Source organism: Pseudomonas sp. TZ252 (assembly GCF_056110345.1).
Genome location: NZ_CM148566.1, coordinates 1,481,310 through 1,507,950 on the forward strand (window position 1 = coordinate 1,481,310; position 26,641 = coordinate 1,507,950).

At 66.0% G+C, this 26,641-nt stretch carries 23 protein-coding genes; 19 read left to right on the plus strand and 4 right to left on the minus strand.

Annotation, left to right across the window (positions count from 1 at the left end; genetic code table 11):
• Window positions 1–12: 12 nt before the first annotated feature.
• Entirely contained in the window at window positions 13–906 is an 894-nt protein-coding gene (gene ypfJ, locus ACYAF3_RS06870; RefSeq protein WP_034053510.1) for a KPN_02809 family neutral zinc metallopeptidase, read from the plus strand.
• A 21-nt stretch (window positions 907–927) separates the two neighbouring features.
• On the opposite strand, the gene ACYAF3_RS06875 is transcribed toward ypfJ, so the two are convergent.
• Window positions 928–1,404 carry a SecDF P1 head subdomain-containing protein gene (locus tag ACYAF3_RS06875; protein ID WP_034053512.1) on the minus strand — a complete coding sequence of 159 codons (477 nt, stop codon included), beginning with the start codon at window positions 1,402–1,404 and terminating at the stop codon, window positions 928–930.
• Window positions 1,405–1,792: 388 nt separating this feature from the next.
• Here ACYAF3_RS06875 and ACYAF3_RS06880 point away from each other — a divergent pair, with 388 nt between their 5' ends.
• Together ACYAF3_RS06880 and trmA are read left to right on the plus strand one after the other, a co-directional pair.
• Window positions 1,793–3,088 carry an NCS2 family permease gene (locus tag ACYAF3_RS06880; protein ID WP_003095114.1) on the plus strand — a complete coding sequence of 432 codons (1,296 nt, stop codon included), beginning with the start codon at window positions 1,793–1,795 and terminating at the stop codon, window positions 3,086–3,088.
• Window positions 3,085–4,176 (plus strand): tRNA (uridine(54)-C5)-methyltransferase TrmA, encoded by a 1,092-nt coding sequence (gene trmA, locus ACYAF3_RS06885; protein WP_073658327.1) that lies wholly within the window; start codon window positions 3,085–3,087, stop codon window positions 4,174–4,176. Before ACYAF3_RS06880 ends, trmA begins: the two co-directional genes overlap by 4 nt.
• Window positions 4,177–4,209: 33 nt before the next feature.
• Here the strand turns inward: trmA and sfsA are convergent, their stop codons facing one another.
• On the minus strand, window positions 4,210–4,917 hold the full coding sequence (gene sfsA / locus ACYAF3_RS06890) for a DNA/RNA nuclease SfsA (RefSeq protein WP_003100180.1): 708 nt from the start codon (window positions 4,915–4,917) through the stop codon (window positions 4,210–4,212).
• The gene (locus ACYAF3_RS06895) at window positions 4,917–6,089 is read right to left on the minus strand and encodes a pyridoxal phosphate-dependent aminotransferase (RefSeq protein WP_003113459.1); all 1,173 of its coding nucleotides are present in this window, start codon (window positions 6,087–6,089) and stop codon (window positions 4,917–4,919) included. The genes sfsA and ACYAF3_RS06895 overlap by 1 nt, the downstream gene beginning before the upstream one ends.
• A 192-nt stretch (window positions 6,090–6,281) precedes the next feature.
• Between ACYAF3_RS06895 and dksA the strand changes: the two genes are divergently transcribed.
• From dksA to ACYAF3_RS06975, 16 genes are all read left to right on the plus strand, one after another.
• Window positions 6,282–6,728 carry an RNA polymerase-binding protein DksA gene (gene dksA / locus ACYAF3_RS06900; RefSeq protein ID WP_003095122.1) on the plus strand — a complete coding sequence of 149 codons (447 nt, stop codon included), beginning with the start codon at window positions 6,282–6,284 and terminating at the stop codon, window positions 6,726–6,728.
• 67 nt (window positions 6,729–6,795) lie between these two features.
• The gene (gene gluQRS / locus ACYAF3_RS06905; RefSeq protein WP_128669353.1) at window positions 6,796–7,677 is read left to right on the plus strand and encodes a tRNA glutamyl-Q(34) synthetase GluQRS; all 882 of its coding nucleotides are present in this window, start codon (window positions 6,796–6,798) and stop codon (window positions 7,675–7,677) included.
• Between the two features lie 69 nt (window positions 7,678–7,746).
• A complete protein-coding gene (locus tag ACYAF3_RS06910) occupies window positions 7,747–7,923 on the plus strand; it encodes a hypothetical protein (RefSeq protein WP_003095129.1) in 177 nt (58 codons plus the stop codon).
• A complete protein-coding gene (gene cbrA / locus ACYAF3_RS06915) occupies window positions 7,907–10,858 on the plus strand; it encodes a two-component system sensor histidine kinase CbrA (RefSeq protein ID WP_003095132.1) in 2,952 nt (983 codons plus the stop codon). The genes ACYAF3_RS06910 and cbrA overlap by 17 nt, the downstream gene beginning before the upstream one ends.
• Window positions 10,859–10,884: 26 nt before the next feature.
• Window positions 10,885–12,321 carry a two-component system response regulator CbrB gene (gene cbrB / locus ACYAF3_RS06920; protein WP_003095138.1) on the plus strand — a complete coding sequence of 479 codons (1,437 nt, stop codon included), beginning with the start codon at window positions 10,885–10,887 and terminating at the stop codon, window positions 12,319–12,321.
• 900 nt (window positions 12,322–13,221) lie between these two features.
• Window positions 13,222–14,625 (plus strand): polynucleotide adenylyltransferase PcnB, encoded by a 1,404-nt coding sequence (locus tag ACYAF3_RS06925; RefSeq protein ID WP_003095142.1) that lies wholly within the window; start codon window positions 13,222–13,224, stop codon window positions 14,623–14,625.
• Window positions 14,622–15,110, plus strand: coding sequence for a 2-amino-4-hydroxy-6-hydroxymethyldihydropteridine diphosphokinase (gene folK, locus ACYAF3_RS06930; protein ID WP_031755643.1), 489 nt, complete (start codon window positions 14,622–14,624; stop codon window positions 15,108–15,110). Before ACYAF3_RS06925 ends, folK begins: the two co-directional genes overlap by 4 nt.
• 249 nt (window positions 15,111–15,359) lie before the next feature.
• On the plus strand, window positions 15,360–16,160 hold the full coding sequence (gene panB / locus ACYAF3_RS06935) for a 3-methyl-2-oxobutanoate hydroxymethyltransferase (RefSeq protein ID WP_003095147.1): 801 nt from the start codon (window positions 15,360–15,362) through the stop codon (window positions 16,158–16,160).
• Window positions 16,157–17,008 carry a pantoate--beta-alanine ligase gene (panC, locus tag ACYAF3_RS06940; protein WP_003123503.1) on the plus strand — a complete coding sequence of 284 codons (852 nt, stop codon included), beginning with the start codon at window positions 16,157–16,159 and terminating at the stop codon, window positions 17,006–17,008. The genes panB and panC overlap by 4 nt, the downstream gene beginning before the upstream one ends.
• 93 nt (window positions 17,009–17,101) lie before the next feature.
• Window positions 17,102–17,482: an aspartate 1-decarboxylase gene (gene panD, locus ACYAF3_RS06945; RefSeq protein ID WP_003095150.1), complete on the plus strand. Its 381-nt coding sequence runs from the start codon at window positions 17,102–17,104 to the stop codon at window positions 17,480–17,482.
• 89 nt (window positions 17,483–17,571) lie between these two features.
• On the plus strand, window positions 17,572–19,236 hold the full coding sequence (pgi, locus tag ACYAF3_RS06950) for a glucose-6-phosphate isomerase (protein WP_003100194.1): 1,665 nt from the start codon (window positions 17,572–17,574) through the stop codon (window positions 19,234–19,236).
• Window positions 19,237–19,429: 193 nt separating this feature from the next.
• Entirely contained in the window at window positions 19,430–21,367 is a 1,938-nt protein-coding gene (acs, locus tag ACYAF3_RS06955; RefSeq protein ID WP_003095161.1) for an acetate--CoA ligase, read from the plus strand.
• Window positions 21,368–21,464: 97 nt separating this feature from the next.
• The gene (locus ACYAF3_RS06960; RefSeq protein WP_073658292.1) at window positions 21,465–22,346 is read left to right on the plus strand and encodes an oxygenase MpaB family protein; all 882 of its coding nucleotides are present in this window, start codon (window positions 21,465–21,467) and stop codon (window positions 22,344–22,346) included.
• 124 nt (window positions 22,347–22,470) lie between these two features.
• Window positions 22,471–25,737 carry a DUF748 domain-containing protein gene (locus ACYAF3_RS06965; protein ID WP_033945171.1) on the plus strand — a complete coding sequence of 1,089 codons (3,267 nt, stop codon included), beginning with the start codon at window positions 22,471–22,473 and terminating at the stop codon, window positions 25,735–25,737.
• A gap of 4 nt (window positions 25,738–25,741) precedes the next feature.
• Window positions 25,742–26,035, plus strand: coding sequence for a DUF2845 domain-containing protein (locus ACYAF3_RS06970; protein WP_003100541.1), 294 nt, complete (start codon window positions 25,742–25,744; stop codon window positions 26,033–26,035).
• Window positions 26,032–26,346, plus strand: coding sequence for a DUF2845 domain-containing protein (locus ACYAF3_RS06975; RefSeq protein WP_003100526.1), 315 nt, complete (start codon window positions 26,032–26,034; stop codon window positions 26,344–26,346). The genes ACYAF3_RS06970 and ACYAF3_RS06975 overlap by 4 nt, the downstream gene beginning before the upstream one ends.
• A 59-nt stretch (window positions 26,347–26,405) precedes the next feature.
• On the opposite strand, the gene ACYAF3_RS06980 is transcribed toward ACYAF3_RS06975, so the two are convergent.
• Window positions 26,406–26,603, minus strand: a complete 198-nt coding sequence (locus tag ACYAF3_RS06980; RefSeq protein WP_003095174.1) for a CsbD family protein — start codon at window positions 26,601–26,603, stop codon at window positions 26,406–26,408.
• Window positions 26,604–26,641: the final 38 nt, after the last annotated feature.

Genomic DNA, 26,641 nt, shown 5'->3' on the forward strand with positions numbered 1-26,641 from the left:
AGGAGAACCGCCATGCTCTGGCGCAAAGGACGACGCAGTGACAACGTGATTGATGCCCGGGGCGAAGGAGGCGCAGGCGGCGGTGGCGGCATGCGCATCGGCGGCAAGGGCCTCAGCCTGGGTGGGGTGGCCATCGTGGTGGTGGTCGGCCTGCTGATGGGCCAGGATCCGATGCAGATCCTCGGGTCGCTGCTCGGCCAGATGGACAGCCCGGCGCCGGCCACCCAGCAGCAGGCCGGCGGTCGGGCCCCGGCGGCCAACGACGAGCAGAGCGAGTTCGTCCGCTCGATCCTCGGCGACACCGAGGACACCTGGGAACAGATCTTCGCCAGCGGCCAGGCACAATACCAACAGCCCAAGCTGGTGCTGTTCAGCAATGGGGTGAATTCCGCCTGCGGCTTCGCCTCGTCGGCCACCGGGCCGTTCTACTGTCCGGCCGACCACCGGGTCTACCTCGACCTGGAGTTCTTCCGCGAGATGGAACAGCGCTTCTCCGCCGCCGGCGACTTCGCCCAGGCCTATGTGATCGCCCACGAGGTCGGCCACCACGTGCAGAACCTGATGGGCATCTCGGCCAAGATCAACGCAGCCCGCCAGCGCGGCGCGCGCATGGAGGGCGCCAACGGCCTGTCGGTACGCCAGGAACTGCAGGCGGACTGCTTCGCCGGGGTCTGGGCCAACCGTGCACAGCAGCGGCTGAACTGGCTGGAGCCGGGCGACATCGAGGAAGCCCTGAACGCCGCCAACGCCATCGGCGACGATCGCCTGCAACGCCAGGGCCGCGGCATGGTGGTGCCGGACTCCTTCACCCATGGCTCCTCGGCGCAACGCATGCGCTGGTTCAAGACCGGCTTCGAGAGCGGCTCGCCGGCCAGTTGCGATACCTTCAAGGCCCAGACGCTCTGAGCCTCGCCGCCAGCCGGGCGCTTAGCGCCCCGGCTGGCTTCCCAACGCATTCAACTGATCGGCCAGTTCCCTGGCCTCGTAGGCCGAAGCCAACCCGTTGAGATAGACCTTGCCGTTGCGGATCGGCTCGCGCACCCGCGGCGCCAGGCGCAGGCGCCCGTCCACCAGTACCGCTAGAGTACGCCCCCGGGCCTCGCCGGTCAGCGCGGCCAGGCGGCGGGCGGCCGGTTCGGTGAAGGTGACTTCGACGCCGGGTCGACCGTTCTGGTCGTACAGGACCTCGGCGCGGAGTACGTCAGCCTGGGTCAGGCTGGGCTTCAGCGCCACCAGCATGGCCTTGCCCTGCGGGTCGGCCAGGGTGCGGAACGCGGCGGAAGGCGTGCTGGCGGTGGCATAGACCCCGAAGCTGTGCTGCGGGATCGGCAGCGGATCGCTGGCGCAGGCGGCCAGCAGCAGCGCCAGGCCCAGCGGAAGGAATGCGAGTTTCGAGCGTTTCATGATGAGGTACTGCAGAAAACCTGGGCGGAGCGTCCGTCCGGACGCCAACGCCTATGTTAACGCCGCCCGCGCCGGGCGGGCGAGCAGGCCCTTCCGCGAGGCGACGATCGACTAGACTGGCGGAAATTCACCCCTCTCCCGCGAACTGGTATGATGCGCGCCTTTTCGAGCCGTATGAACCCCACGCAGGCCGCCGCGAGGCCCCTGGCGTGCGTGGGTCGTTTCATGCGGCTCGCGCATTTTCGGGACTCAGCCGTCTGCCGGGATCGTTCGCGATACCGCGCCGACGAGACAGCGATGCAACGCCCGCCACGCGGAAATTCGGTTTTCCCTGGTCGGCGGCTGGCGCCATGGGGATCGTTGCAGAGCACATTCAGGGGAATCCAACATGCTGGAAAAGCTGTTTCAACTAAAGGCGCACAACACCACGGTGCGCACCGAGATCCTGGCGGGGATCACCACCTTCCTGACCATGGCCTACATCCTCTTCGTCAACCCGAGCATCCTCGGCGAGACCGGCATGGACAAGGGCGCGGTGTTCGTCGCCACCTGCCTGGCAGCGGCCATCGGCTCGACCATCATGGGCCTGATCGCCAACTACCCGATCGCCCTGGCCCCCGGCATGGGCCTCAACGCCTTCTTCACCTACACCGTGGTGCTGCACATGGGCCACAGCTGGCAGGTCGCGCTGGGCGCAGTGTTCATTTCCGCCACCATGTTCTTCCTGCTGTCGATCTTTCGCATCCGCGAATGGATCATCAACAGCATCCCCCTGCCGCTGCGCTCGGCGATCGCCGCCGGCATCGGCCTGTTCCTCGCACTGATTGCCCTGCAGAACGCCGGCATCGTGGTGGACAACCCGGCAACCCTGATCGGCATGGGCGACCTGACCAAGCCGGCACCGATCCTCGCCACCCTCGGCTTCATCCTGATCGTCGCCCTGGAGGCGCGTAGCGTCACCGGCGCGGTGCTGATCGGTATCCTGGTGGTCACCGCCATCGCCATCCTGCTCGGCGTGACCCAGTTCGGCGGCGTGGTCTCGATGCCGCCGTCGCTGGCGCCGACCTTCCTCCAACTGGACATCAAGGGCGCGCTGGACATCGGCCTGGTCAGCGTGATCTTCGCCTTCCTCTTCGTCGACCTGTTCGACAACTCCGGCACCCTGATCGGCGTCGCCAAGCGCGCCGGACTGATGGGCAAGGACGGCCACATGCCGAAGATGGGCCGCGCGCTGATCGCCGACAGTACCGCCGCCATGGGCGGCTCGCTGCTGGGCACCTCGACCACCACCAGCTACATCGAGTCCGCCGCGGGCGTCAGCGCCGGCGGCCGCACCGGCCTGACCGCCATCGTCGTCGCCATCCTGTTCCTCCTCGCGCTGTTCTTCGCCCCGCTGGCCGGCAGCGTACCGGCCTTCGCCACCGCCCCGGCGCTGCTCTTCGTCGCCGTGCTGATGGCCTCGGGCCTGGCAGAGATCGACTGGGAAGACATCACCGTCGCCGCGCCGGTGGTCGTCACCGCGCTGGCCATGCCGTTCACCTATTCGATCGCCACCGGCATCGCCTTCGGCTTCATTTCCTGGACCGCGATCAAGGTGCTGTCCGGGCGCTGGCGCGAACTGAACCCGGCGCTGGTGATCCTCTCCGTCCTGTTCGTGATCAAGCTGGGCTTCTTCAACGCATGAGCCGTCCACAGTTCGACCCCAGCGCCTACGCCGCGCAACTGGAAGACAAGAAGTCCCGCCTCGCCGGTTTGCTGGCCCCGTTCGCGGCACCCGCGCCGGAGGTCTTCGAGTCGCCGCGCGAGCATTACCGGCTGCGCGCCGAATTCCGCCTGTGGCGGGAAACCGGCAACGAGAAGCGTCACTACGCGATGTTCGAGCAGGGCGACAAGCACACGCCGATCCTGATCGAGGATTTCCCCATCGCCAGCCGCCGCATCAACGAACTGATGCCGCGCCTGAAGGCGGCCTGGGCCGACCCGGCGCTGGGCTTCAAGCTGTTCCAGGTGGAGTTTCTCACCACCCTGGCCGGCGACGCGCTGATCACCCTCTGCTACCACCGGCCGATCGACGACGCCTGGCGACAGGCAGCGGAAAAGCTCGCGGCGGAACTGGGCGTGAACTTGGTCGGGCGTTCGCGCGGCAAGCGCATCGTCGTCGGACGCGACTATGTGGAGGAGGAACTGTCGGTCGCCGGCCGGCGCTTCCGCTACCGCCAGCCCGAGGGGGCTTTCACCCAGCCCAACGGCGAGGTCAACCAGAAGATGCTCGGCTGGGCCTACGAGGCGCTCGGCCAGCGCGACGACGACCTGCTCGAACTGTACTGCGGCAACGGCAACTTCACCCTGCCCCTGGCCACCCGGGTACGCAAGGTGCTGGCCACCGAGATCAGCAAGTCCTCGGTCAATGCGGCGCTGGCCAACCTGGCCGACAACGCGGTGGACAACGTCAGCCTGGTGCGCCTGTCGGCCGAAGAGCTGACCCAGGCGCTGAACGAGGTTCGCCCGTTCCGCCGCCTGGCCGACATCGACCTGAAGAGCTACGCCTTCGGCAGTGTCTTCGTCGATCCGCCACGAGCCGGCATGGATCCGGACACCTGCGAGCTGACCCGGCGCGTCGAGCGCATCCTGTACATTTCGTGCAACCCGGAAACCCTGGCGCAGAACATCGCTCAACTGCACGACACGCACCGGATCAGCCGCTGCGCGCTGTTCGACCAGTTCCCCTACACCCACCACATGGAAAGCGGCGTCCTGCTCGAACGCCGCTGAGCGAGTGGCCGCGCCCCACGGCGCGGCCATGCCTCAGAGTCGCACCGGGAGGCGCCGCGCCAGGTGCAATCCTTCCGTCGTCACCTCGGCGCCATAGGCCAGCACCTCGACGCCCGCTTGCGCCGCCTCGCGCAACGCCTTGCCATAGGCTGGATCGATCTCGTCGGCGGGGCGCACCGCCTCGACCCCGGAAAGGTTCACGCAGTACAGCTGCACCGCGCGGATCCCCTCCCGCGCCAGCGCCGCCAGTTCGCGCAGGTGCTTGGCGCCGCGCAGCGTCACCGCGTCGGGAAAGGCCGCCACGGCGGTTTCGTCGAAGCCCAGGGTGACGCTCTTCACCTCGATGAACAGTGCGCCCGTGGGGTATTCCAGGCGAAAGTCGGCGCGACTGTTCTCCACGCCGTAGGCCACTTCCCGGCGCAGAGCGGTGAAACCGGCAAGCTCCGCGATGTCCCCGGCCAGCAGCGCCTCCTCTACCAGGCGATTGGCCCGCGCCGTGTTGACGCAGGCCAGGCGGCCCTGCGGGGTCTCGCTCAGCTCCCAGGTCCCCGGCAGCTTGCGCTTGGGGTCGTTGGAGCGGCTGAACCAGACCCGGCAGCCTTCGCTCATGCAATTGAGCATCGAACCGGTATTCGGACAGTGGATAGTCAGGCGCTCGCCGCCGGCGCTCTCGATATCGGCGAGGAAACGCTTGTAGCGACGCAGCAGGCGGCCTTCTTCCAGTGGCTGCTCGAAACGCATCAGGGCCGCCAGTTCTTCAGGCCGCGGGCGATCCGCTCCACCGCTTCCTGCAGGCGCGGCAGGTTCTGGGTATAGGCGAAACGCACGTGGTGGCCGGCCTGGTGGCGGCCGAAATCCAGCCCCGGAGTGAAGGCCACGTGCTCGGTCTCGATGAAGTGCTTGCAGAAGGCGTAGGCATCGCCGCCGAACGCACTGATATCGGCGTAGAGATAGAAGGCGCCTTCCGGCTCCACGGCGATTCCGAAACCCAGCTCGCGCAGGGCCGGCAGGAGGAAGTCGCGACGGCGGGCGAACTCTTCGCGACGCTCTTCGAGAATGGCAATGGTGGTCGGCTCGAAACAGGCCAGCGCGGCCTGCTGGGCCATGCTCGGCGCGCTGATGTAGAGGTTCTGCGCCAGCTTCTCCAGTTCAGGCACCGCCGCTGTCGGCGCCACCAGCCAGCCCAGGCGCCAGCCGGTCATGCCGAAATACTTGGAAAAACTATTCAGGACGAAAGCGTCGTCGTCGACTTCCAGCACCGACGCGGCGTCCACGCCATAGGTCAGGCCGTGATAGATCTCGTCCACCACCAGGTGCCCGCCGCGGGCCTTCAAGGCGCCCGACAGGCCGGCCAGTTCGTCGCGATCGAGCAGGGTCCCGGTCGGATTCGCCGGCGTCGCCACCAGAGCGCCTACACTGTCTGAATCCCAGTGCCGCTCGATGAGATCCGGTGTCAGTTGGTAACGGCTGTCCGGCCCCACCGGCACCAGTTGCGCGGCGCCTTCCACCAGGCGCAGGAAATGCCTGTTGCACGGGTAGCCCGGGTCGGCGAGCAACCAGTGGCGGCCGGGGTCGACCAGCAAGCTGCTGGCCAGCAGCAGGGCTCCGGAACCGCCCGGAGTGACCAGCACGCGCTGTGGGTCGAGGTCGACCCCGTAGCGTTCGCCGTAGAATTTCGCGATCGCCTCGCGCAGCGCCGGCAGGCCGCGGGCGGCGGTGTAGCGGGTATGCCCGGCGGCCAGGGCGGCGCGCCCGGCCTCGACGATCGGCTCGGCCGTGGTGAAGTCCGGCTCGCCGATCTCCAGGTGGATCACATCGTGGCCGGCGGCCTGCAACTCGTTGGCCCGCGCCAGCAGGGCCATGACATGGAAAGGCTCGATGGCCCGACTGCGCGCGCTATAGGAGGTAGCCATGGATATTCCGAACTTTGCGAGGAAAAACCGATTCTAACCAAGCCATTACGCGGGCGACACCAGCCTCGACAACCGGGAGTAGCGCCAAGGTTATCGTTCTGGTAAGTTCGCCCGCTTGCGACCGCGGGGCCGGAGAGCCGGCGAGGGAACCCTGCCGCGGACAGGATTAGCGAAAGTGAGAGGCGGCCATTCATGTCCACCAAAGCAAAACAACAGAGCAGCCAGCAGATGACCCGCGGCTTCGAACCCTATCAGGAAACCAAGGGCGAGGAGTACATGAGCGAGCGCATGCGCGCGCACTTCACCGCGATCCTGAACAAATGGAAACAGGAGCTGATGGAAGAAGTCGACCGTACCGTGCATCACATGCAGGACGAAGCGGCCAACTTCCCCGATCCGGCCGACCGCGCCAGCCAGGAAGAAGAATTCAGCCTGGAACTGCGCGCCCGCGACCGCGAGCGCAAGCTGATCAAGAAGATCGACGAGACCCTGCAACTGATCGAAGACGAAGAGTACGGCTGGTGCGACTCCTGCGGCGTCGAGATCGGCATCCGTCGCCTGGAGGCGCGCCCCACCGCGACCCTCTGCATCGACTGCAAGACCCTCGCGGAAATCCGCGAGAAGCAACTCGGCTCCTGAGCCGGACCGACGGGGCGCCAAGGCGCCCCGTTTCGTTTCCGCCGTTCCCCGCCGCACCGCTCGCGCCATGACCTCTTCCTATGTAGGCCGCTTCGCCCCGACGCCCAGCGGCTACCTGCACTTCGGTTCCCTGGTGGCGGCCGTCGCCTCCTACCTGGACGCGCGTGCCGTCGGCGGCCGCTGGCTGGTGCGCATGGAGGACCTCGACCCGCCCCGCGAAGTCCCGGGCGCCCAGCAGGCGATCCTGGAAACCCTGGAGCGCTACGGCTTCGAATGGGACGGCGCGGTGGAGCGGCAGAGCGAACGCCTCCCGGCCTACGCCGCAGTGGTCGAGCAACTGCTGCGCAGCGGACTGGCCTACGCCTGCACTTGCTCGCGCAAGCAGCTTGAGGGATTCGCCGGGATCTACCCGGGCTTCTGCCGCGATGCCGGGCACGCCCGCGAGGATGCGGCGATCCGCCTGCGCGTGCCGGAGCTGGAATATCGCTTCGTCGACCGCGTGCAGGGCGAAGTCCGCCAGCATCTCGGCCGCGAGGTCGGCGATTTCGTCATCCAGCGCCGCGATGGCTTCTACGCCTACCAACTGGCGGTGGTGCTGGACGACGCCTGGCAGGGCATCACCGACATCGTCCGCGGCGCCGACCTGCTCGACTCGACCCCGCGCCAGCTTTACCTCCAGGAATTGCTGGGGTTGAGCCAGCCGCGCTACCTGCACGTGCCGCTGATCGTCCAGCCGGACGGGCACAAGCTCGGCAAGTCCTACCGCTCCCCGCCACTGCCCGCCGAGCAGGCCGCCGCGCCGCTGACCCGCGCCCTGCGCGCGCTCGGCCAGCGGCCGCCGGCCGAACTGGCCCAGGCCAGCGCCAGCGAGGCGCTGGCCTGGGGCGTCGCGCACTGGGACGCCACGCGCATCCCGCGCTGCGCTACCCTTCCCGAGGAACGCCTGTAGCCCGCCCGGCGGCTTGCCGGCACCCACCCGCAGCCTGTAGCCTGCCGGCCCAAGCATGAGGGAAGCGGCATGTACATCTACCGACTGGTCCTGCTCCTGGTCGTGGGCATCTATCTCTTTTCCCCCGCCATCATGGACTGGTGGATCGATCCCAACGGCGCCTGGTACCGCCCGTACCTGCTGTGGCTGATCCTCATCGTGGTCACTTTCATCCTGCAGAGCCAGCGCGATGCTGACGAGCTTTAGCCTGACCCAGCTGATCCTGATCAGCGTCGCCTACCTCTCCACCCTCTTCGGCATCGCCTGGATCACCGAGCGCGGCTACGTGCCGCGCCGGCTGGTACGCCACCCGCTGGTCTACACCCTGTCGCTGGGCGTCTACGCCAGTGCCTGGGCGTTCTACGGCACGGTAGGCCTGGCCTACCAGTACGGCTACGGGTTCCTCGCCATCTACCTGGGGATTTCCGGGGCCTTCCTGCTCGCCCCGGTGCTGCTCTATCCGATCCTCCGGGTGACACGCGCCTACCAGCTGTCCTCGCTGGCCGACCTCTTCGCCTTCCGTTTCCGCAGTACCTGGGCCGGCGCCCTGACCACGCTGTTCATGCTGATCGGCGTGCTGCCGATGCTGGCCCTGCAGATCCAGGCGGTCACCGATTCGATCAGCATTCTCACCCGCGACCCGGCCCAGGAGCGGGTCGCGTTCGTCTTCTGCACCCTGATCACCCTGTTCGCGATCCTCTTCGGCGCTCGCCACATCGCCACCCGCGAACGCCACGAGGGACTGGTGTTCGCCATCGCCTTCGAGTCGCTGGTCAAGCTGGTGATGCTCGGCAGTATCGGCCTCTACGCCCTGTACGGCGTCTTCGGCGGGCCGGAAGGCCTGGAAGTCTGGCTGCTGCAGAACCAGACCGCGCTGACCACCCTGCACACGCCGCTGGCCGAGGGTCCATGGCGAACGCTGCTGCTGGTGTTCTTCGCCGCGGCCATCGTGATGCCGCACATGTTCCACATGATCTTCACCGAGAACCTCAACCCGCGCGCGCTGATTTCCGCCAGTTGGGGCCTGCCGCTGTTCCTGCTGCTGATGAGCCTTGCGGTACCGCCGATCCTCTGGGCCGGGCTGCGCCTCGGCGCCTCGACCACACCGGAGTACTACACCATCGGCCTCGGCCTGGCGGTGGACAGCCCGGCCCTGGCCCTGGCCGCCTTCATCGGCGGCATCTCCGCCGCCAGCGGGCTGACTATCGTGATGACCCTGGCGCTCTCGGGAATGGTCCTCAACCACCTGGTGCTGCCGCTCTACCAGCCGCCGGCGCAGGGCAACATCTACCGCTGGCTGAAATGGACCCGGCGCCTGCTGATCGTCGCCATCATCATGGCCAGCTACGCCTTCTACCTGCTGCTGGGCGCCGAACAGGACCTCTCCAACCTGGGCATAGTGTCCTTCGTCGCCACCCTGCAATTCCTTCCCGGCGCCCTCTCGGTGCTGTACTGGCCGACCGCCAACCGCCGTGGCTTCATCTCCGGGCTGATCGCCGGCATGCTGGTCTGGGCGATCACCATGCTGCTGCCCCTGATGGGGAACGTACAGGGCCTGTACCTGCCGCTGTTCGACGTGATCTACGTGCTGGACGATTCGAACTGGCACCTGGCGGCGCTGTCCTCGCTGGCGGCCAACGTGCTGGTATTCACCCTGGTGTCGCTGTTCACCGAGGCCAGCGACGAGGAAAAAGGCGCCGCCGAGGCCTGCGCGGTGGACAACGTACGCCGTCCGCAACGCCGCGAACTGTTCGCCGGTTCGCCGCAGGAGTTCGCCAGCCAGTTGGCCAAGCCGCTGGGCGCCAAGACCGCGCAGAAGGAGGTCGAGCAGGCCCTGCGCGATCTCCACCTGCCCTTCGACGAACGTCGCCCCTATGCCCTGCGTCGCTTGCGCGACCGCATCGAGGCGAACCTTTCCGGGCTGATGGGACCCAGTGTCGCCCAGGACATCGTGGAGACCTTCCTTCCCTACAAGACCAGCGAAGAAAGCTACGTCACCGAGGACATCCACTTCATCGAGAGCCGCCTGGAGGACTATCACTCCCGGCTGACTGGCCTGGCTGCCGAACTCGACACCTTGCGCCGCTACCACCGGCAGACCCTGCAAGACCTGCCGATGGGAGTCTGCTCCCTGGCCAAGGACCAGGAAGTGCTGATGTGGAACCGCGCCATCGAGGAACTCACCGGGGTCGGCGCGCAGAAGGTCGTCGGTTCGCGCCTGTCGGCCTTGCCCGAACCCTGGAAGGGCCTGCTGGAACGTTTCATCGACGCCCCCGACGAGCACCTGCACAAGCAGCGCCTGGTCTACGACGGCCACACCCGCTGGCTGAACCTGCACAAGGCGGCCATCGAGGAACCCCTGGCGCCGGGCAACAGCGGCCTGGTGCTACTGGTGGAAGACCTCACCGAAACCCAACTGTTGGAAGACAAGCTGGTCCACTCCGAGCGCCTGGCTTCCATCGGCCGCCTTGCCGCCGGGGTGGCCCACGAGATCGGCAATCCGATCACCGGCATCGCCTGCCTGGCGCAGAACCTGCGCGAGGAACGCGAAGGCGACGGCGAGCTGACCGAGATCAGCGAGCAGATCCTCGACCAGACCAAGCGCGTATCGCGCATCGTCCAGTCGTTGATGAGCTTCGCCCACTCCGGCAGCCACCTGCAGGCCCTGGAACCGGTGTGCCTGAGCGAAGTCGCCCAGGAGGCCATCGGACTGCTGTCGCTGAACCGGCGTAGCGTCGAAGTAGAGTTCTTCAACCTCTGCGATCCGGCGCACTGGGTCGAGGGCGACTCGCAGCGCCTGGCCCAGGTGCTGATCAACCTGCTCTCCAATGCTCGCGACGCCAGCCCGCCGGGCGGCGCGATCCGGGTCCGCAGCGAAGCCTCGGAACATACCGTGGACCTGGTCGTCGAGGACGAGGGCAGCGGCATTCCGAAGGCGATCATGGACCAGTTGTTCGAACCGTTCTTCACCACCAAGGACCCCGGCAAGGGGACCGGGCTCGGCCTCGCACTGGTCTATTCGATCGTGGAAGAGCATTATGGACAGATAACCATCGAGAGCCCGACGGATCACCAGCGAGAAGGCGGCACCCGCTTCCGCGTGACCCTGCCGCGGCACCCTGGCCCGACGGCCGAGCTGTAGACGAGCACGTCGAGAGAGCTGAATACATGGCACATATTCTGATCGTCGAAGACGAAACCATTATCCGATCTGCATTGCGACGCCTGCTGGAGCGCAACCAGTACCAGGTCAGCGAAGCCGGCTCGGTGCAGGAAGCCCAGGAGCGCTACACCATCCCCTCCTTCGACATGGTGGTCAGCGACCTGCGCCTGCCGGGCGCCCCCGGCACCGAACTGATCAAGCTCGCCGAAGGCATTCCGGTGCTGATCATGACCAGCTACGCCAGCCTGCGTTCGGCGGTGGATTCGATGAAGATGGGCGCGGTGGACTACATCGCCAAGCCTTTCGACCACGACGAAATGCTCCAGGCCGTGGCGCGCATCCTCAAGGACCGCCAGGAGAACCGCAGCGCGGCCCCGGTCTCCGCCAACGGCGGCAAGGCCGGCGGCGAGCGCGGCGCCAGCCCGGCGGCAGCCGACGGCGAGATAGGCATCATCGGCTCCTGTGCGCCGATGCAAGAGCTGTACAGCAAGATTCGCAAGGTCGCGCCGACCGACTCCACGGTACTGATCCAGGGCGAGTCCGGCACCGGCAAGGAACTGGTCGCCCGCGCCCTGCACAACCTGTCGAAGCGCGCCAAGGCGCCGCTGATCTCGGTGAACTGTGCGGCGATTCCGGAAACCCTGATCGAATCCGAGCTGTTCGGCCATGAAAAAGGCGCCTTCACCGGTGCCAGCGCCGGGCGCGCCGGGCTGGTCGAAGCGGCCGACGGCGGCACCCTGTTCCTCGACGAGATCGGCGAACTGCCGCTGGAGGCCCAGGCCCGCCTGCTGCGCGTATTGCAGGAAGGCGAGATCCGCCGGGTCGGCTCGGTGCAATCGCAGAAGGTCGACGTGCGCCTGATCGCCGCCACCCACCGCGACCTGAAAACCCTGGCCAAGACCGGGCAATTCCGCGAAGACCTCTATTACCGCCTGCATGTGATCTCGCTGAAGCTGCCCGCCCTGCGCGAGCGTGGCAACGACGTGATGGAGATCGCCCGCGCCTTTCTGGCTCGCCAGTGCACCCGGATGGGGCGCGCGCCGCTCAGCTTCGCCCACGACGCCGAACAGGCGATCCGCCATTACCCATGGCCGGGCAACGTGCGCGAACTGGAAAACGCCATCGAGCGGGCGGTGATCCTCAGCGAGAGCCAGGAAATCCACGCCGACCTGCTGGGTATCGATATCGAGCTGGACGACCTCGAGGACGACTTCGCCGCCGACCTCGGCCTCGGCCCGGCGGGCGCCGCGGCCAGCAACCACGAGCCCACCGAGGACCTTTCGCTGGAAGACTACTTCCAGCACTTCGTCCTCGAGCACCAGGACCACATGACCGAGACCGAGCTGGCCCGCAAGCTGGGCATCAGCCGCAAATGCCTGTGGGAACGCCGCCAGCGCCTGGGCATTCCGCGACGCAAATCAGGGGCCTCGGCCGACTCGTAACACCCTGCAACCTGTTACCGCAGACGTACCGCGTAACAGAAACCGGGTTCATCGGTAACGGGAACCCGGTTTTTTTGTGCCCTTCGCCGACCCACCGAAAACCTCAACCCCTTGATTTTACTGGGTTTCGAAAAACTGGCACGGCATCTGCTTATGTATTGGCACAACAACAATAACAAGCAACGACGAAGACAATAAAAACAACACGTAACGACTCCAGCACAACAAAAACAAAATCGCGGAGGCGCAGCTAACTGATTCTTTTGGAGAGGAGTTGCTGTCGGGACCCGTCCCGCAGCCAGTCGGAAGAAGAATAAAACTGCCTTGAGGCAGCGCACAGACTGGTTGGATCGCTCGACGATCATGGCAGCATCAGCGACCAAAGCAATCCGTTTGCTATTGAACTCCCAGCCTGGGAGATATCCCTGAAGCGACTGGCTCAAGGGACGGGTCGACAAACAAAAACAACAAGCCCGAAATCATAATAAAAACAAAGCACGCACCTACTTGGGGGGGAGCTTCGGCTCCCCCAGTAGCTTCACCCCCTCCCTCCGTTTTCCCCGTTTTTCCTTCGCCTTACACCATTTCCCCATCCAATGCTAGAATCCGCGCAGACTATGCGGCCATCCGCATGCCTTGCCAGATTCACCGCAGCCTTCCCGGCCCTCTCCCGCTTCGCGGGAACAGGATGTACGGCCCCTGTTCGTTTCTGTCAGGATGCATGGCGCAGTCGGTTCCGGCGCCCGGGACGCCCTGTGCGTCGCGGGGCCAAACATTCAACGGGTACAGAACACGCCTCGCCCGAGAGGTCCTGATAATGCCGCAGCATTACCCGACGTCCGTCCTGTTTGAGCAACGCAGGCGTGCAATCACCCACATCGTGCTCCCGATAACACATCCATGCTGAAAAAGCTGATCCAGACCATTCGTTCCCCCCTGCGCCGTCCGCGCGCCGTCCGTACAACCCCGGAAGTCATCGGTAACAACCAGCACTCCCTGCGCCGGGACCAGTTCAGCCGGAACGCCGTCAAGGTCGTCGAGATCCTCCAGCGGGCCGGCTACCAGGCCTACGTGGTCGGGGGCTGCGTACGCGACCAGATGCTCGGCATCGCTCCCAAGGACTTCGATGTCGCCACCAGCGCCACGCCGGAGCAGGTCCGCGCCGAATTCCGCAACGCGCGGATCATCGGCCGCCGCTTCAAACTGGTACACGTGCACTTCGGCCGCGAGATCATCGAGGTCGCCACCTTCCGCGCCCATCATCCGGAAGGCCAGGACGATGGCGATAGCCGCGCGTCCAGCAACGAAAGCGGCCGCATCCTGCGCGACAACGTCTATGGCAGCCTGGAAGACGACGCCCAGCGCCGCGACTTCACCATCAATGCCCTGTACTTCGACGTCACCAGCGAGCGGCTGCTGGACTACGCCAATGGCGTTCACGACATCCGCAATCGCCTGATCCGCCTGATCGGCGATCCGGAGCAGCGTTATCTGGAAGACCCGGTGCGGATGCTGCGGGCGGTACGTTTCGCCGCCAAGCTCGACTTCGAGATCGAGAAGCACAGCGCCGCGCCGATTCGCCGGCTGGCCCCGCTGCTGCGGGAAATCCCTTCGGCGCGCCTGTTCGACGAGGTGCTCAAGCTGTTCCTCGCCGGCCGGGCCGAGCGCACTTTCGAGCTGCTGGTCGAGTACGAACTGTTCGCGCCGCTGTTCCCGGCCAGCGCCAAGGCACTGCAGGCCAACCCCGACTACACCGGCAAGCTGATCCGCCAGGCCCTGGCCAATACCGATGCGCGAATTCGCCAGGGCAAGCCGGTAACCCCGGCCTTCCTCTTCGCCGCACTGCTCTGGCCGGCCCTGCCGGCACGCGTCGCGCAGTTGCAGGAGAAAGGCATGCCGGCCATCCCGGCGATGCAGGAAGCCGCCCACGAACTGATCAGCGAACAGTGCCAGCGGATCGCCATTCCCAAGCGTTTCACCCTGCCGATCCGCGAGATCTGGGATATGCAGGAACGTCTGCCGCGACGCCAGGGCAAGCGCGCCGACCTGCTCCTGGAAAACCCGCGCTTCCGCGCCGGCTACGACTTCCTCCTGCTGCGCGAAAGTGCCGGCGAGGAAACCGAAGGACTCGGCCAATGGTGGACCGATTACCAGGAAGTCAGCGACAGCGAGCGGCGCAACATGATCCGCGACCTGGTCAGCCAGGAAGACGGCAGCGCCCCGCGCAAGCGTCGCCGCGGCGGCAACAGCGGCCGTCGGCGCCGCGGGCCGCGCAAGGAAGGCAGCGGCGGAAGCGGCGAATGATCCAGCGCGTCTACGTGGCGCTGGGCAGCAACCTGGCCGAACCGCGCGAGCAGATCCAGGCTGCCCTCGATGCCTTCGAGCAGCTTCCCGAGACCCGCCTGGTCGCCGTCTCGCCGCTCTACATCAGCGACCCGCTCGGCCCCGCCGACCAGCCGCGCTTCGTCAACGGCGTGGCGGCCCTCGACACCAACCTGGCGCCGCTCGACCTGCTCGACGCCCTGCAGGCCATCGAACTGGAACAGGGGCGCGTCCGCGACCTGCGCTGGGGTCCGCGCACGCTCGACCTGGACATCCTGCTGTTCGGCGAACAATTGCTCGACCTGCCGCGCCTGAAGGTGCCGCACTACCACATGCAGGCGCGCGCTTTCGTGCTCTATCCCCTCGCCGATCTCGCCCCCGACCTGCGCCTGCCCGATGGCCGCCACCTGCCGGAGCTGCTCGCGGCCTGTCCGTTCGAGGGCATCGAACGCCTTCCGGGCGCCTGACCCTGCCTGCCCGCCGCTGCGCGGATACCTCGCGGCGGGCTCTTCACACTGTTACCGAAAAGCTGACGAAGGACGTCGCGGATGGGCGTACACTGCGCGCGCAACCGCAGGCGGCGCGGCGTTCGGCAGTGGCAGTAACGCCGTAACAATGCGGTAACACCTGCAATTGACTTCGAGCCACCCCATCCGGACTATAAGTGGCCGTTTGCCCCGCGCCGGCTCATCACCGGCCCAACGAGGAGCCTTTCCATGCCTGATGTAACCCTGACCACCCTGCAAGGGTTGAAGCAGAGCGGCGAGAAGATCGCCATGCTGACCTGCTACGACGCCACCTTCGCCCACACCGCCAGCCAGGCCGGCGTGGACGTGCTTCTGGTCGGAGATTCGCTCGGAATGGTATTGCAGGGTCACGACAGCACCCTGCCGGTCAGCAACGAGGAAATGGCCTATCACACGGCCTGCGTGAAACGCGGTAACAAAGGTTCCCTGATCGTCACCGACCTGGCCTTCGAATCCAGCCATTCCGTGGCCCAGACCCTTGCCGACGCGGTCCGCCTGATGCAGGCCGGCGCACACATGGTCAAGCTGGAGGGTGGGGCCTGGCTGGCGGAGCCGATCGCCCGCCTGGCACAGATGGGCGTGCCGGTCTGCGCGCATCTCGGCCTGACCCCGCAGGCGGTCAACCTGTTCGGCGGCTTCAAGGTCCAGGGCCGCCAGGAAACCCAGGCGCGCCAGTTGCGCGCCGATGCCATCGCCCTGGAGCAGGCCGGCGCCGCCATGCTGCTGCTGGAGTGCGTGCCCAGCGTGCTGGCCGAAGAGATCACCCAGGCGGTGAAGATCCCGGTGATCGGGATTGGCGCCGGTGCGGCGACCGATGGCCAGGTGCTAGTCATGCACGACATGCTCGGTCTCTCGCTGACCGGCCGCTCGCCCAAGTTCGTCAAGGATTTCATGCAAGGCCAGGAGAGCATCCCGGCCGCCATCGCGGCCTATGTCCGCGCCGTCAAGGACGTGTCCTTCCCCGCCGCCGAACACGGATTCAACGCATGAACACCGTCAAGACCGTCCGTGAACTGCGCGCCGCGGTGGCGCGCGCCCGCAGCGAAGGCAAGCGCATCGGCTTCGTGCCGACCATGGGCAACCTCCACGCCGGCCATGCCGCGCTGGTAAAGAAAGCCGGCGAACGCGCCGACTTCGTGGTCGTCAGCATCTTCGTCAACCCGCTGCAATTCGGCCCCAGCGAAGACCTCGACACATACCCGCGGACCCTCGCAGCCGACCAGGAACGCCTGCTCGAAGCCGGCTGCCACCTGCTGTTCACCCCGACCGTCGAGGAAATGTACCCCGACGGCATGGACGGGCAGACCCGCATCCATGTTCCCGGCGTCTCCGAAGGTCTTTGCGGCGCCAGTCGTCCCGGCCATTTCGAAGGCGTGGCGACCGTGGTCAGCAAGCTGCTGAACATGGTCCAGCCGGACCTCGCGCTGTTCGGCGAAAAGGATTTCCAGCAGTTGGCGGTGATCCGCAAGCTGGTCCGCGACCTCAACCTGCCGGTGCAGATCTTCGGCGAGCCGACGGTGCGCGCCGCCGATGGCCTCGCGTTGTCCTCGCGCAACGGTTACCTCAACGAGCAGCAGCGCGCCGCCGCCCCGGCGATCTACCGCACCCTGCGGCAGCTCGGCGAACGCATCCGCGCCGGCGCCGAGGACTTCCCGGCATTGCTCGCCGACGCCCGCCAGGCCCTGGAACAGGCCGGGCTGCGCCCCGACTACCTGGAAATCCGCGAGCCGATCAGCCTGCGCCCCGGGGTACCCGGCGACCGCCAACTGGTGATCCTGGTCGCCGCCTACCTGGGCAGTACCCGGCTGATCGACAACCTCTCAGTCCACCTCGATTGACGCATGCCGAGCCCCCGGTTCCCGGGGGCTTGAGCGCTCACCACGGACTCGCCATACTCTGCCGCCCCGCGCGGACCCGATAGGAGTCGCCCCATGCACGCCATCATGCTCAAAGCCAAGTTGCATCGCGCCGAAGTCACCCATGCCGTCCTCGACTACGAAGGCTCCTGCGCCATCGACGGCGATTGGCTGGACCTCTCCGGAATCCGCGAGTACGAACAGATCCAGATCTACAACGTCGACAACGGCGAGCGCTTCACCACCTATGCGATCCGCGCCGAGAACGGCTCGAAGATGATCTCGGTGAACGGCGCCGCGGCACACAAGGCCAAGGTCGGCGACCGCGTGATCATCTGCGCCTACGCACACTACAGCGAAGCCGAACTGGCCAGCCACAAGCCGCGCATGCTGTACATGGCGCCGGGCAACCAGCTCAGCCATACCAGCGAGGCGATTCCGATACAGGTCGCCTGACCTCGCCCCCTCTGGATAAAGCCCGGTTTCATCCGGGCTTTTTCATGTTCAAATAAGTGCGCCATCGAATTCCAACCAGAAGGTCAGCCATGAAGCACCACCTCACTCCGCTGGATGCCACGCAACTCGACAGTTGGCGCGCCCTGGCCGCCCATCGCCAGGAACTGCAGGACTTCAGGATGCGCCAGGCGTTCATCGACGATCCGGAACGCTTCAAGCGGTTTTCCTTCAGCGCCTGTGGGCTGTTCCTCGACTTTTCGAAGAACCTGATTCGCCAGGACACCATCGACCTGCTGGTGAAGCTGGCCGAGGAAGCACGGCTGAGCGACGCGATCCGGGCGATGTTCGACGGCGAGGCGATCAATGCCTCCGAGCGCCGGCCGGTACTGCATACCGCGCTGCGTCGACCGATCGGCGACAAGGTGCTGGTCGATGGCGTCGACGTGATGCCGGAAGTCCACCGCGTCCTGCACCAGATGACCGAGCTGGTGGGCTACGTGCACAACGGCCTGTGGCGCGGCTATACCGAAAAGCCGATCACCGACGTGGTGAACATCGGCATCGGCGGCTCCTTCCTCGGCCCGCAACTGGTATCCGAAGCCTTGCTGCCGTTCGCCCAGAAAGGCGTGCGCTGCCACTACCTGGCGAACATCGACGGTAGCGAGTTCCATGAACTGGCCAGCCGCCTGAACGCCGAGACCACCCTGTTCATCGTTTCCTCCAAGTCCTTCGGGACCCTGGAAACCCTGAAGAACGCCCAGGCCGCACGCGCCTGGTACCTGGCCCAGGGCGGCACCGAGGAAGAGCTTTACCGCCATTTCATCGCCGTCTCCAGCAACAAGGAAGCCGCGATCGCCTTCGGCATCCGCGAGGAAAACATCTTCCCCATGTGGGACTGGGTCGGCGGCCGCTACTCGCTGTGGTCGGCCATCGGCCTGCCGATCGCCATGTCCATCGGCATCTCCAACTTCAAGGAACTGCTGTCCGGCGCCTACAACATGGACCAGCATTTCCAGACCGCGCCGTTCGAACGCAACATCCCGGTGCTGCTCGGCCTGCTCGGCGTCTGGTACGGCGACTTCTGGGGCGCGAACAGCCACGCGATCCTGCCCTACGACTACTATCTGCGGAATATCACCGACCACCTGCAACAACTGGACATGGAATCCAACGGCAAGAGCGTGCGCCAGGACGGCACGCCGGTCACCAGCGGCACCGGGCCGGTGATCTGGGGTGGTGTCGGCTGCAACGGCCAGCACGCCTACCATCAGTTGCTGCACCAAGGCACCCAGTTGATCCCGGCGGACTTCATCGTCCCGGTGAGCAGCTACAACCCGGTGGCCGACCATCACCAGTGGCTGTACGCCAACTGCCTGTCGCAGAGCCAGGCGCTGATGCTCGGCAAGAGCCGCGAGGAGGCCGAGGCCGAACTGCGCGCCAAGGGCCTGCCGGAAGCCGAAGTGCAGCGCCTGGCGCCGCACAAGGTGATTCCGGGCAACCGACCGAGCAACACCCTGGTGGTCGAGCGCATCAGCGCCCGCCGCCTCGGCGCGCTGATCGCCATGTACGAGCACAAGGTCTACGTACAGAGCATCCTCTGGGGCATCAACGCCTTCGACCAATGGGGCGTGGAGCTTGGCAAGGAACTCGGCAAGGGTGTCTATTCGCGCCTGGTCGGCAGCGAGGAAACCCCGGCCGAGGACGCCTCGACCCAAGGCCTGATCGACTTCTTCCGCGGCCGCCATCGCGGCTGATCCGCCTCTCCCCAAAGCCCGGCCCTAGGCCGGGCTTTTTCATTCCGTCCGGCGATTGACCCCGGCGCCTTCCCCGCTCGCGCCTTTGGCACTTGAACATGGCTCTCGCCTGGCCCACCCTTGGTCGAACCTGGAGAGGGGCCGCGTGCGGTCTCTCGACACCTTGCGGAGCAGAAAAACAAAGGAAACCGCCATGTTCGAGATCAGCGTCCACCCGGTGCCGGACGCCGTCCGCCAGCGTGCCTACCTGAACGACGACGACTACCAGCGCCTGTACCGCCAATCCGTCGAGAACCCCGACGAGTTCTGGGGCGAGCAGGCCAAGGCCTTCCTCGATTGGTTCAAGCCCTGGCACAGCGTCCACCACGGCGACCTGAGGAAAGGCCAGGCCACCTGGTTCAAGGGCGGCCAGTTGAACGTCGCCTACAACTGCATCGATCGCCACCTGGAACGCCGCGGAGAACAGATCGCGATCGTCTGGGAAGGCGACAACCCCAGCGAATCCGCGCACATTACCTACCGCAAGCTGCACCACAACGTCTGCCGCCTGGCTAACGTGCTGAAGAGCCGCGGCGTGGAAAAGGGCGACCGGGTCTGCATCTACATGCCGATGATTCCCGAGGCCGCCTACGCCATGCTCGCCTGCGCCCGTATCGGGGCGGTGCACTCGGTGGTGTTCGGCGGCTTCTCGCCGGACTCGCTGCGCGACCGCATCCTCGATGCCGACTGCCGCACCGTGATCACCGCCGACGAGGGCGTGCGCGGCGGCAAGTACATCCCGCTGAAGCAGAATGTGGAAAAGGCACTGAAGGACTGCCCAGACGTCTCTACCGTGGTGGTGGTCGAGCGCACCCAGGGCGACATACCCTGGGTCGAAGGCCGCGACATCTGGTACCACGAGGCGCTCCACGCGGCCTCAGCCGACTGCCCGGCGGAAGCGATGGACGCCGAGGACCCGCTGTTCATCCTCTATACCTCCGGCAGCACCGGCAAGCCGAAGGGCGTGTTGCACACCACCGGGGGCTACCTGCTCGGCGCGGCGATGACCCACAAGTACGTGTTCGACTACCACGATGGCGACGTCTACTGGTGCACCGCCGACGTCGGCTGGGTCACCGGACACAGCTATATCGTCTACGGCCCGCTGGCCAACGGCGCCACCACCCTCATGTTCGAGGGCGTGCCCAACTACCCGGACGCCTCGCGCTTCTGGCAGGTGATCGACAAGCACCAGGTGAATATCTTCTACACCGCGCCGACCGCGATCCGCGCGCTGATGCGCGAAGGCGACGCCCCGGTCCGCCAGACCTCGCGCAGCAGCCTGCGCCTGCTCGGCTCGGTGGGCGAGCCGATCAACCCGGAGGCCTGGGAGTGGTACTACCAGGTGGTCGGCGAGAAGCGCTGCCCCATCGTCGATACCTGGTGGCAGACCGAGACCGGCAGCATCCTGATCACCCCGTTGCCCGGCGCCACTGCGCTAAAGCCAGGCTCGGCTACCCGCCCGTTCTTCGGCGTGCAACCCGTGCTGCTCGACGAGAAAGGCAAGGAAATCGACGGCGCGGGCAGCGGCGTACTGGCGATCAAGGCCAGTTGGCCGAGTCAGATCCGCAGCGTCTACGGCGACCACCAGCGGATGATCGACACCTACTTCAAGCCCTACCCCGGGTATTACTTCAGCGGCGACGGCGCGCGCCGCGACGAAGACGGCTACTACTGGATCACCGGCCGGGTCGACGACGTGATCAATGTCTCCGGACACCGGATCGGCACCGCCGAGGTCGAGAGCGCGCTGGTCCTGCACGATGCGGTGGCCGAGGCGGCAGTGGTCGGCTGCCCGCATGACGTGAAGGGCCAGGCCATCTACGCGTTCGTCACCCTGATGGCCGGCAGTCAGCCCAGCGAGGCGCTACAACAGGAATTGCTGGCCCTGGTCGGCAAGGAGATCGGCAGCTTCGCCAAGCCGGATCACCTGCAATGGGCGCCCAGCCTGCCGAAGACCCGCTCCGGCAAGATCATGCGGCGTATCCTGCGCAAGATCGCCTGCAACGAGCTGGACAGTCTCGGCGATACCTCGACCCTGGCCGATCCGGGAGTGGTGCAGGGGTTGATCGACAACCGCCTCAACCGCTGACCCGCGCAACCGTCCCGCCGCCCTGCGGCGCGGGACGGTTCCAGTCTCTCCGGCGCCTGGGTTAAGCTCGTGCCTGCCCTGTCGTAGCGAGCCCCCCATGGAAAGCGTCCGTCGCCATATCGAAAGCCAGGTGCTGAGCCTTACCGGGCTCGCCGTCGGCGGTGTCGACTTCGAGTCGCCGAAAGGCGATCCGGGCCTGTTCGGCCCCGATGCCGCCTGCTGGAAGGTCCACGGCGACTTCAGCAGCATGATGATCGGCGGCATCGGCGCGCTGCTCCTGCAGATGCTCCATCCGCTGGCCCTGGCGGGGGTGTGGGACCACTCCAATTTCCGCGACGACCTGCTCGGGCGCCTGCGTCGCACCGGTCAGTTCATCTCGGCCACCACCTACGGCCCGCTGGCCGATGCCGAGCGACTGATCGAGCGGGTCCGGCGCATCCACGAAAGCGTCATCGGCCAGTTGCCCGACGGCACGCCCTACTCCGCCAGCGACCCGGACCTGCTGACCTGGGTGCATGTCGCCGAGGTCAGCAGCTTTCTCAAGTCCTACCTGCGCTATCTCAATCCCGACCTGCCGGGCAGCGAGCAGGACCGTTACTACTCGGAAATCGCCCTGGTCGCCGAACGCCTCGGCGCCCGCGCGGTACCGCGCGACCGCCAGCAGATCGCCGCCTACCTGGAGGCGATGCGTCCACGCCTGCGTTGCGACGAACGCACCCGCGAAGTGGTGCGGATTCTCTTCAACGCACCAGCGCCCAGCACCCTGGCCAGGCCGTTCGGCGCGCTGATGCTGCGCGCAGGCGCCGAGCTGTTGCCGGAATGGGCCGGATCGATGCTCGACCTCCCGTTCAGTCCGCTGCAACGCCGCCTGATCCGCGGCAGCGTCAGGCGCAGCGTACCCTTGCTGCGCTGGGCGGTGCGCAACGCTTCGATGCATCGAGCCTGCCGGCGCATGGGTCTGCCGCCGGTGGGCCACTGAACTTTCGTGCCGTGACAGCAAGAATACCCGTCCAAAGGCTCTGAAACGGCGCGAATCACGGTCGGAACCTTGAGGCCGTGCCATACTCCAACGCACCGCTTAGAACGGAAAACGAAAGAGAGCCATGCCCAAAGGACTGAAACGCGCTGTCAGCGCCCTGCTGATCACCTTCCTCGTCTATTGCCTGCTGGGCTTTCTGCTCATACCCGGCATCGGGCTGCGCGTCGCCAACCAGCAACTGGCGCAATACGCCACCGTCCCCGCACATCTCGAACGTATCGAATTCAACCCCTTCAGCCTGGAATTGACCCTCTGGGGTCTGCGCCTGGGCGAGGAGAAGAACCCCCAGCTCGCCTTCCGCCGGCTGTACGCCAACCTGCAGCTGGACAGCCTGTGGAAACGCCAGCTGCACCTGGCCGACGTCGAGCTGGAAGGTCCGCATACCGAACTGCTGTTCGACGAGAAGGGCCAGCTCAACCTGGCCAGCCTGTTCAGGATCCCGCCGAGCGAATCGCCCGAGCCTGAACAGCCGAGCGACCCGTTCCCGCTGCGCATCGACCGCATCCAACTGGCCGAGGGCAGCCTGCACTTCCAGGACCTGCGACCGAGCGAGCCGGTGGACTTCAGCTTCGATCCGCTGGGCTTCGAGCTGCACAACCTCAGCACCCTGCCCGACGACGGCGCGAAGATGACCCTGGTCGCCACCGGCCCGAACGGCGGCCGCCTCGACTGGGAAGGCGACCTGACCCTGGTGCCGATCACGTCCAGGGGCCACCTGAGCGTCAAGGATATCCAGCTCAAGGCCTGGTGGCCCTATGTCCGCGACAATGCCCCGCTGGTGCTGGAGAACGGCGTGGTCAGCCTCTCCAGCGACTATCGCCTGGACCTGTCCAAGGACACCCAACTGCTGCTCGACAAGGCCGCGCTGAAACTCGCCGACTTCAGCATCAATTCGCCCCAGGGCAAGCCGCTGGCCAAGCTCGCCAGCCTCGACGTGGCCGCTACCACCCTGGACCTGGCCAAGCAGGAAGTGGTGCTCGGCGAAGTCCGTAGCCAGGGCCTGGAGGCCTGGGCCGCGCGCGAGAAGGACGGCCAGCTCGACTGGCAGAAACTGTTCGCCGACTTCACTCCGCCGCCACGCAAGGCGCCTGCACCCAAGCCGGCGGAAAACACCGATCCCGCCGCTGCCCCGACCGACGCGGCGAAGACCACCAGCGAACCGGCAACCGACGGTGCCGCCAAGGCAGCCGCGATAGCCTCGGGCGAAGCGAGCAAGGACAGGCCGGCGGAGAAGGACGCCAGCGTCGCCGAGACGGAAAGGGCAACGGACGACAAAGAGTCCGCCAAGGCCGCGGAAGGTGCTGCCGACAAGGTAGCCAAGCAAGAAACGAGCAAGGCTCCGAAGACCGGCAAGGCAACCGGGCAGGAAACGACCAAGACTGCGGAAATCGACAAGGCGGCCAGCGACTCTCCGCAACAGCTCGCCGACACTGCAAAGACGCCTCCGCCGGAAAGTACGAAAGCCGCCGCGGAGACGCCTGCCAAGCCCTGGCACATCGTCCTGCGCGACGCCCAGTTGCGCGGCTACAAGGCGCACCTGGTGGATCGCCAGCCGGCCACCGAGGTCCCGCTGGAAGTCGGCCCGCTGGACCTCGACCTGCAGAACGTCGACAGCCTCGGCAAGACCCCCTTCGACCTCAAGCTCAAGACCGGCCTCGGCAACCGCGGCCAGGTCCAGGCCAGCGGCCAGGTGGTGCTCGACCCGGTCAGCGCCAGGCTCAAGGTCAGTACCCGCGACATCGACCTGCGCGTGGCCCAGGCCTACATCTCGCCGTTCATCCGCCTGGAACTGCGCAGCGGCTTCCTTGGCAGCGAGCTGGCGGTCGACCTGAAGAGCGTCGAGCCGCTGGCTTTCAGCGTCGACGGCAGCGCCGAAGTCAGCCAGTTGCATACCCTGGATACCATCAAGGACCGCGACTTCGTCAAATGGACCAAACTGACCCTCAACGGCCTCGCCTACCGGCACGAGGACAGCCTGTCGATCCAGAGCGTGTCCTTCGAGGAGCCCTACGCCCGCTTCATCATCAACGAAGATCGCAGCACCAACGTCAGCGAGCTGATCATCCCGCAACCGGCTAGTTCGTCCGGCAAGACCGCCGCCGAAAGCAAGAATGCGCCGGCGAGCAAGCCGCTGGGCATCCACATCGGCGGCGTACGGATCAACAACGGCTCGGCGAACTTCGCCGACCTGACCCTGATGCCGCCGTTCGGTACCGCCATCCAGCAGCTCAGCGGCGAAGTCGGCACCCTCGACACGCGCAACTCGCAGCCGGCCAAGGTGGACATCAAGGGCAAGGTCGACAAGTACGCACCGGTGACCATCGCCGGCGAACTGGACCCATTCGACCCGCTGAAGAAGCTCGACATCACCACCAGCTTCAAGCGCGTCGAGCTGACCACCCTGACGCCCTATTCCGGCAAGTTCGCCGGCTACCGCATCCGTAAGGGGCGACTCAACCTGGACCTGCACTACCAGATCGAACGTAGCCAACTGAAGGCGGAAAACAAGGTCCTGCTGGAAGGCCTGCAACTCGGCGAGAAGGTCGACAGCCCGGATGCTGTGGACCTGCCGGTGAAGCTGGCGGTAGCCCTGCTCAAGGACACCAAGGGCAACATCGATATCCAGTTGCCGGTGGCCGGTGATCTGAACAACCCGGAGTTCAGCGTCATGCCGATCGTCTGGCAGACCCTGCGCAACCTGGTCCTGCGCGCCGTGCAGGCGCCGTTCAAGTTCATCGCCGGCCTCGCCGCCGGCGGTAACGAGGATCTCGGCACGGTACCCTTCGCCGCGGGCAGCGACGAGCTGACGCCAGAAGCCCAGGCCAACCTCGACAAGCTCGCCGATGCGCTCAAGGAGCGGCCGGCGCTGCGCCTGGAAGTGGAAGGCGTGGCCTCCGCCGCGGCTGACGGTCCCTCGATCGGCGCCAAGCGTCTCGAACTGGAATACCAGAACACCTACTACCGCATGCTCCAGCGTCGCGGCGACAAGGTACCGAGCGACGCCAAGCAGCTCGAGGTGCCGGAGAACATGCAGGCACCGCTGCTCGAAGGCATCTACCGGACCCGCCTGAAGCAGCAGCCACCGGCCGAGTGGAAGGAACTGGACAGCGACGAACGCACCGCGAAGATGCGCGAAGCGGTGATCGCTTCCTGGGCCAAGAGCCAGGTGCTGCTGCGCCAGATCGGCCAGGCCCGGGCCACCCGGATCAAGGATTACCTGGTGGAGAAAGGCCAGTTGCCGGACGATCGCATCTACTTGATCGACGTCAGTTTCGCCGAAGGCGAAGACAAGGGTAATGTCGACACCCAACTGCACCTGGATAGCGAGTGATACCTTGCACAAGCGATTCGCCGCCCTCGCGGCCCCCCTGCTCTACCTTGCCTGCGCGAGCGCGCAGGCCGACACCATGCGTTGCGGCAGTGCGCTGGTCAGCGTCGGCGACCGGGCCTTCGAAGTACAGCAAAAGTGCGGCGATCCGGATCACCGCGACGACGTCGGCTATACCCTGGGCAGCTACGATCGGCGGGAATTCAAGGTCGAGGAGTGGGTGTACGGCCCGCGCAACGGCGTGACCTACATCCTGACCTTCGAAGCCAACAAGCTGAAACGCATCGAGTTCAAGCGTTGAATCGCTCGCTTCCGCGCACCGGGCTGGTGGCGTTGCTGTCCCTGCTGCCGTTGGCACATGCTCAGGCCGATTCGCTGCGTTGCGGCAGCCGCCTGGTGAGTACCGGCGACAGCAGCGCCGACGTCCTTGCGCGCTGCGGCGAGCCACGCAGCCGCGACAGCCTGGGTTATCGCGAGGTCGTCGGGGAATGGGGCAAGCGCTACGAGGTCGAGGTCCAGGAATGGGTCTATGGCCCATGGAACGGCATGCTGTATTTCGTCCGTTTCGAGGGCAACCGCCTCAGCGCCATCCAGAGCCGGCGCGGCGACTGAATCCAGCGCCCATGAAAAAGCCCCGCCGGGCAATCCCGGCGGGGCTTCTTTCTACCTGTTCACAGGCGGTCGCTGAAGTCGCGAACTTCCTGTTCAGCCCTTTCCTTGGACCAGCCATAGCGTTCCTGCAGCTTGCCGACCAGGTATTCGGCATGTCCGTCGGCAGCCTGGAGATCGTCGTCGGTCAGATCGCCCCAACGCTCCTTGATCTTGCCGGTGAGTTGCTTCCACTTACCTTTGATCACATCGGAATTCATCGGTCTTCCTCCTGGTGACGAGGGAAAAGGGATCGTTC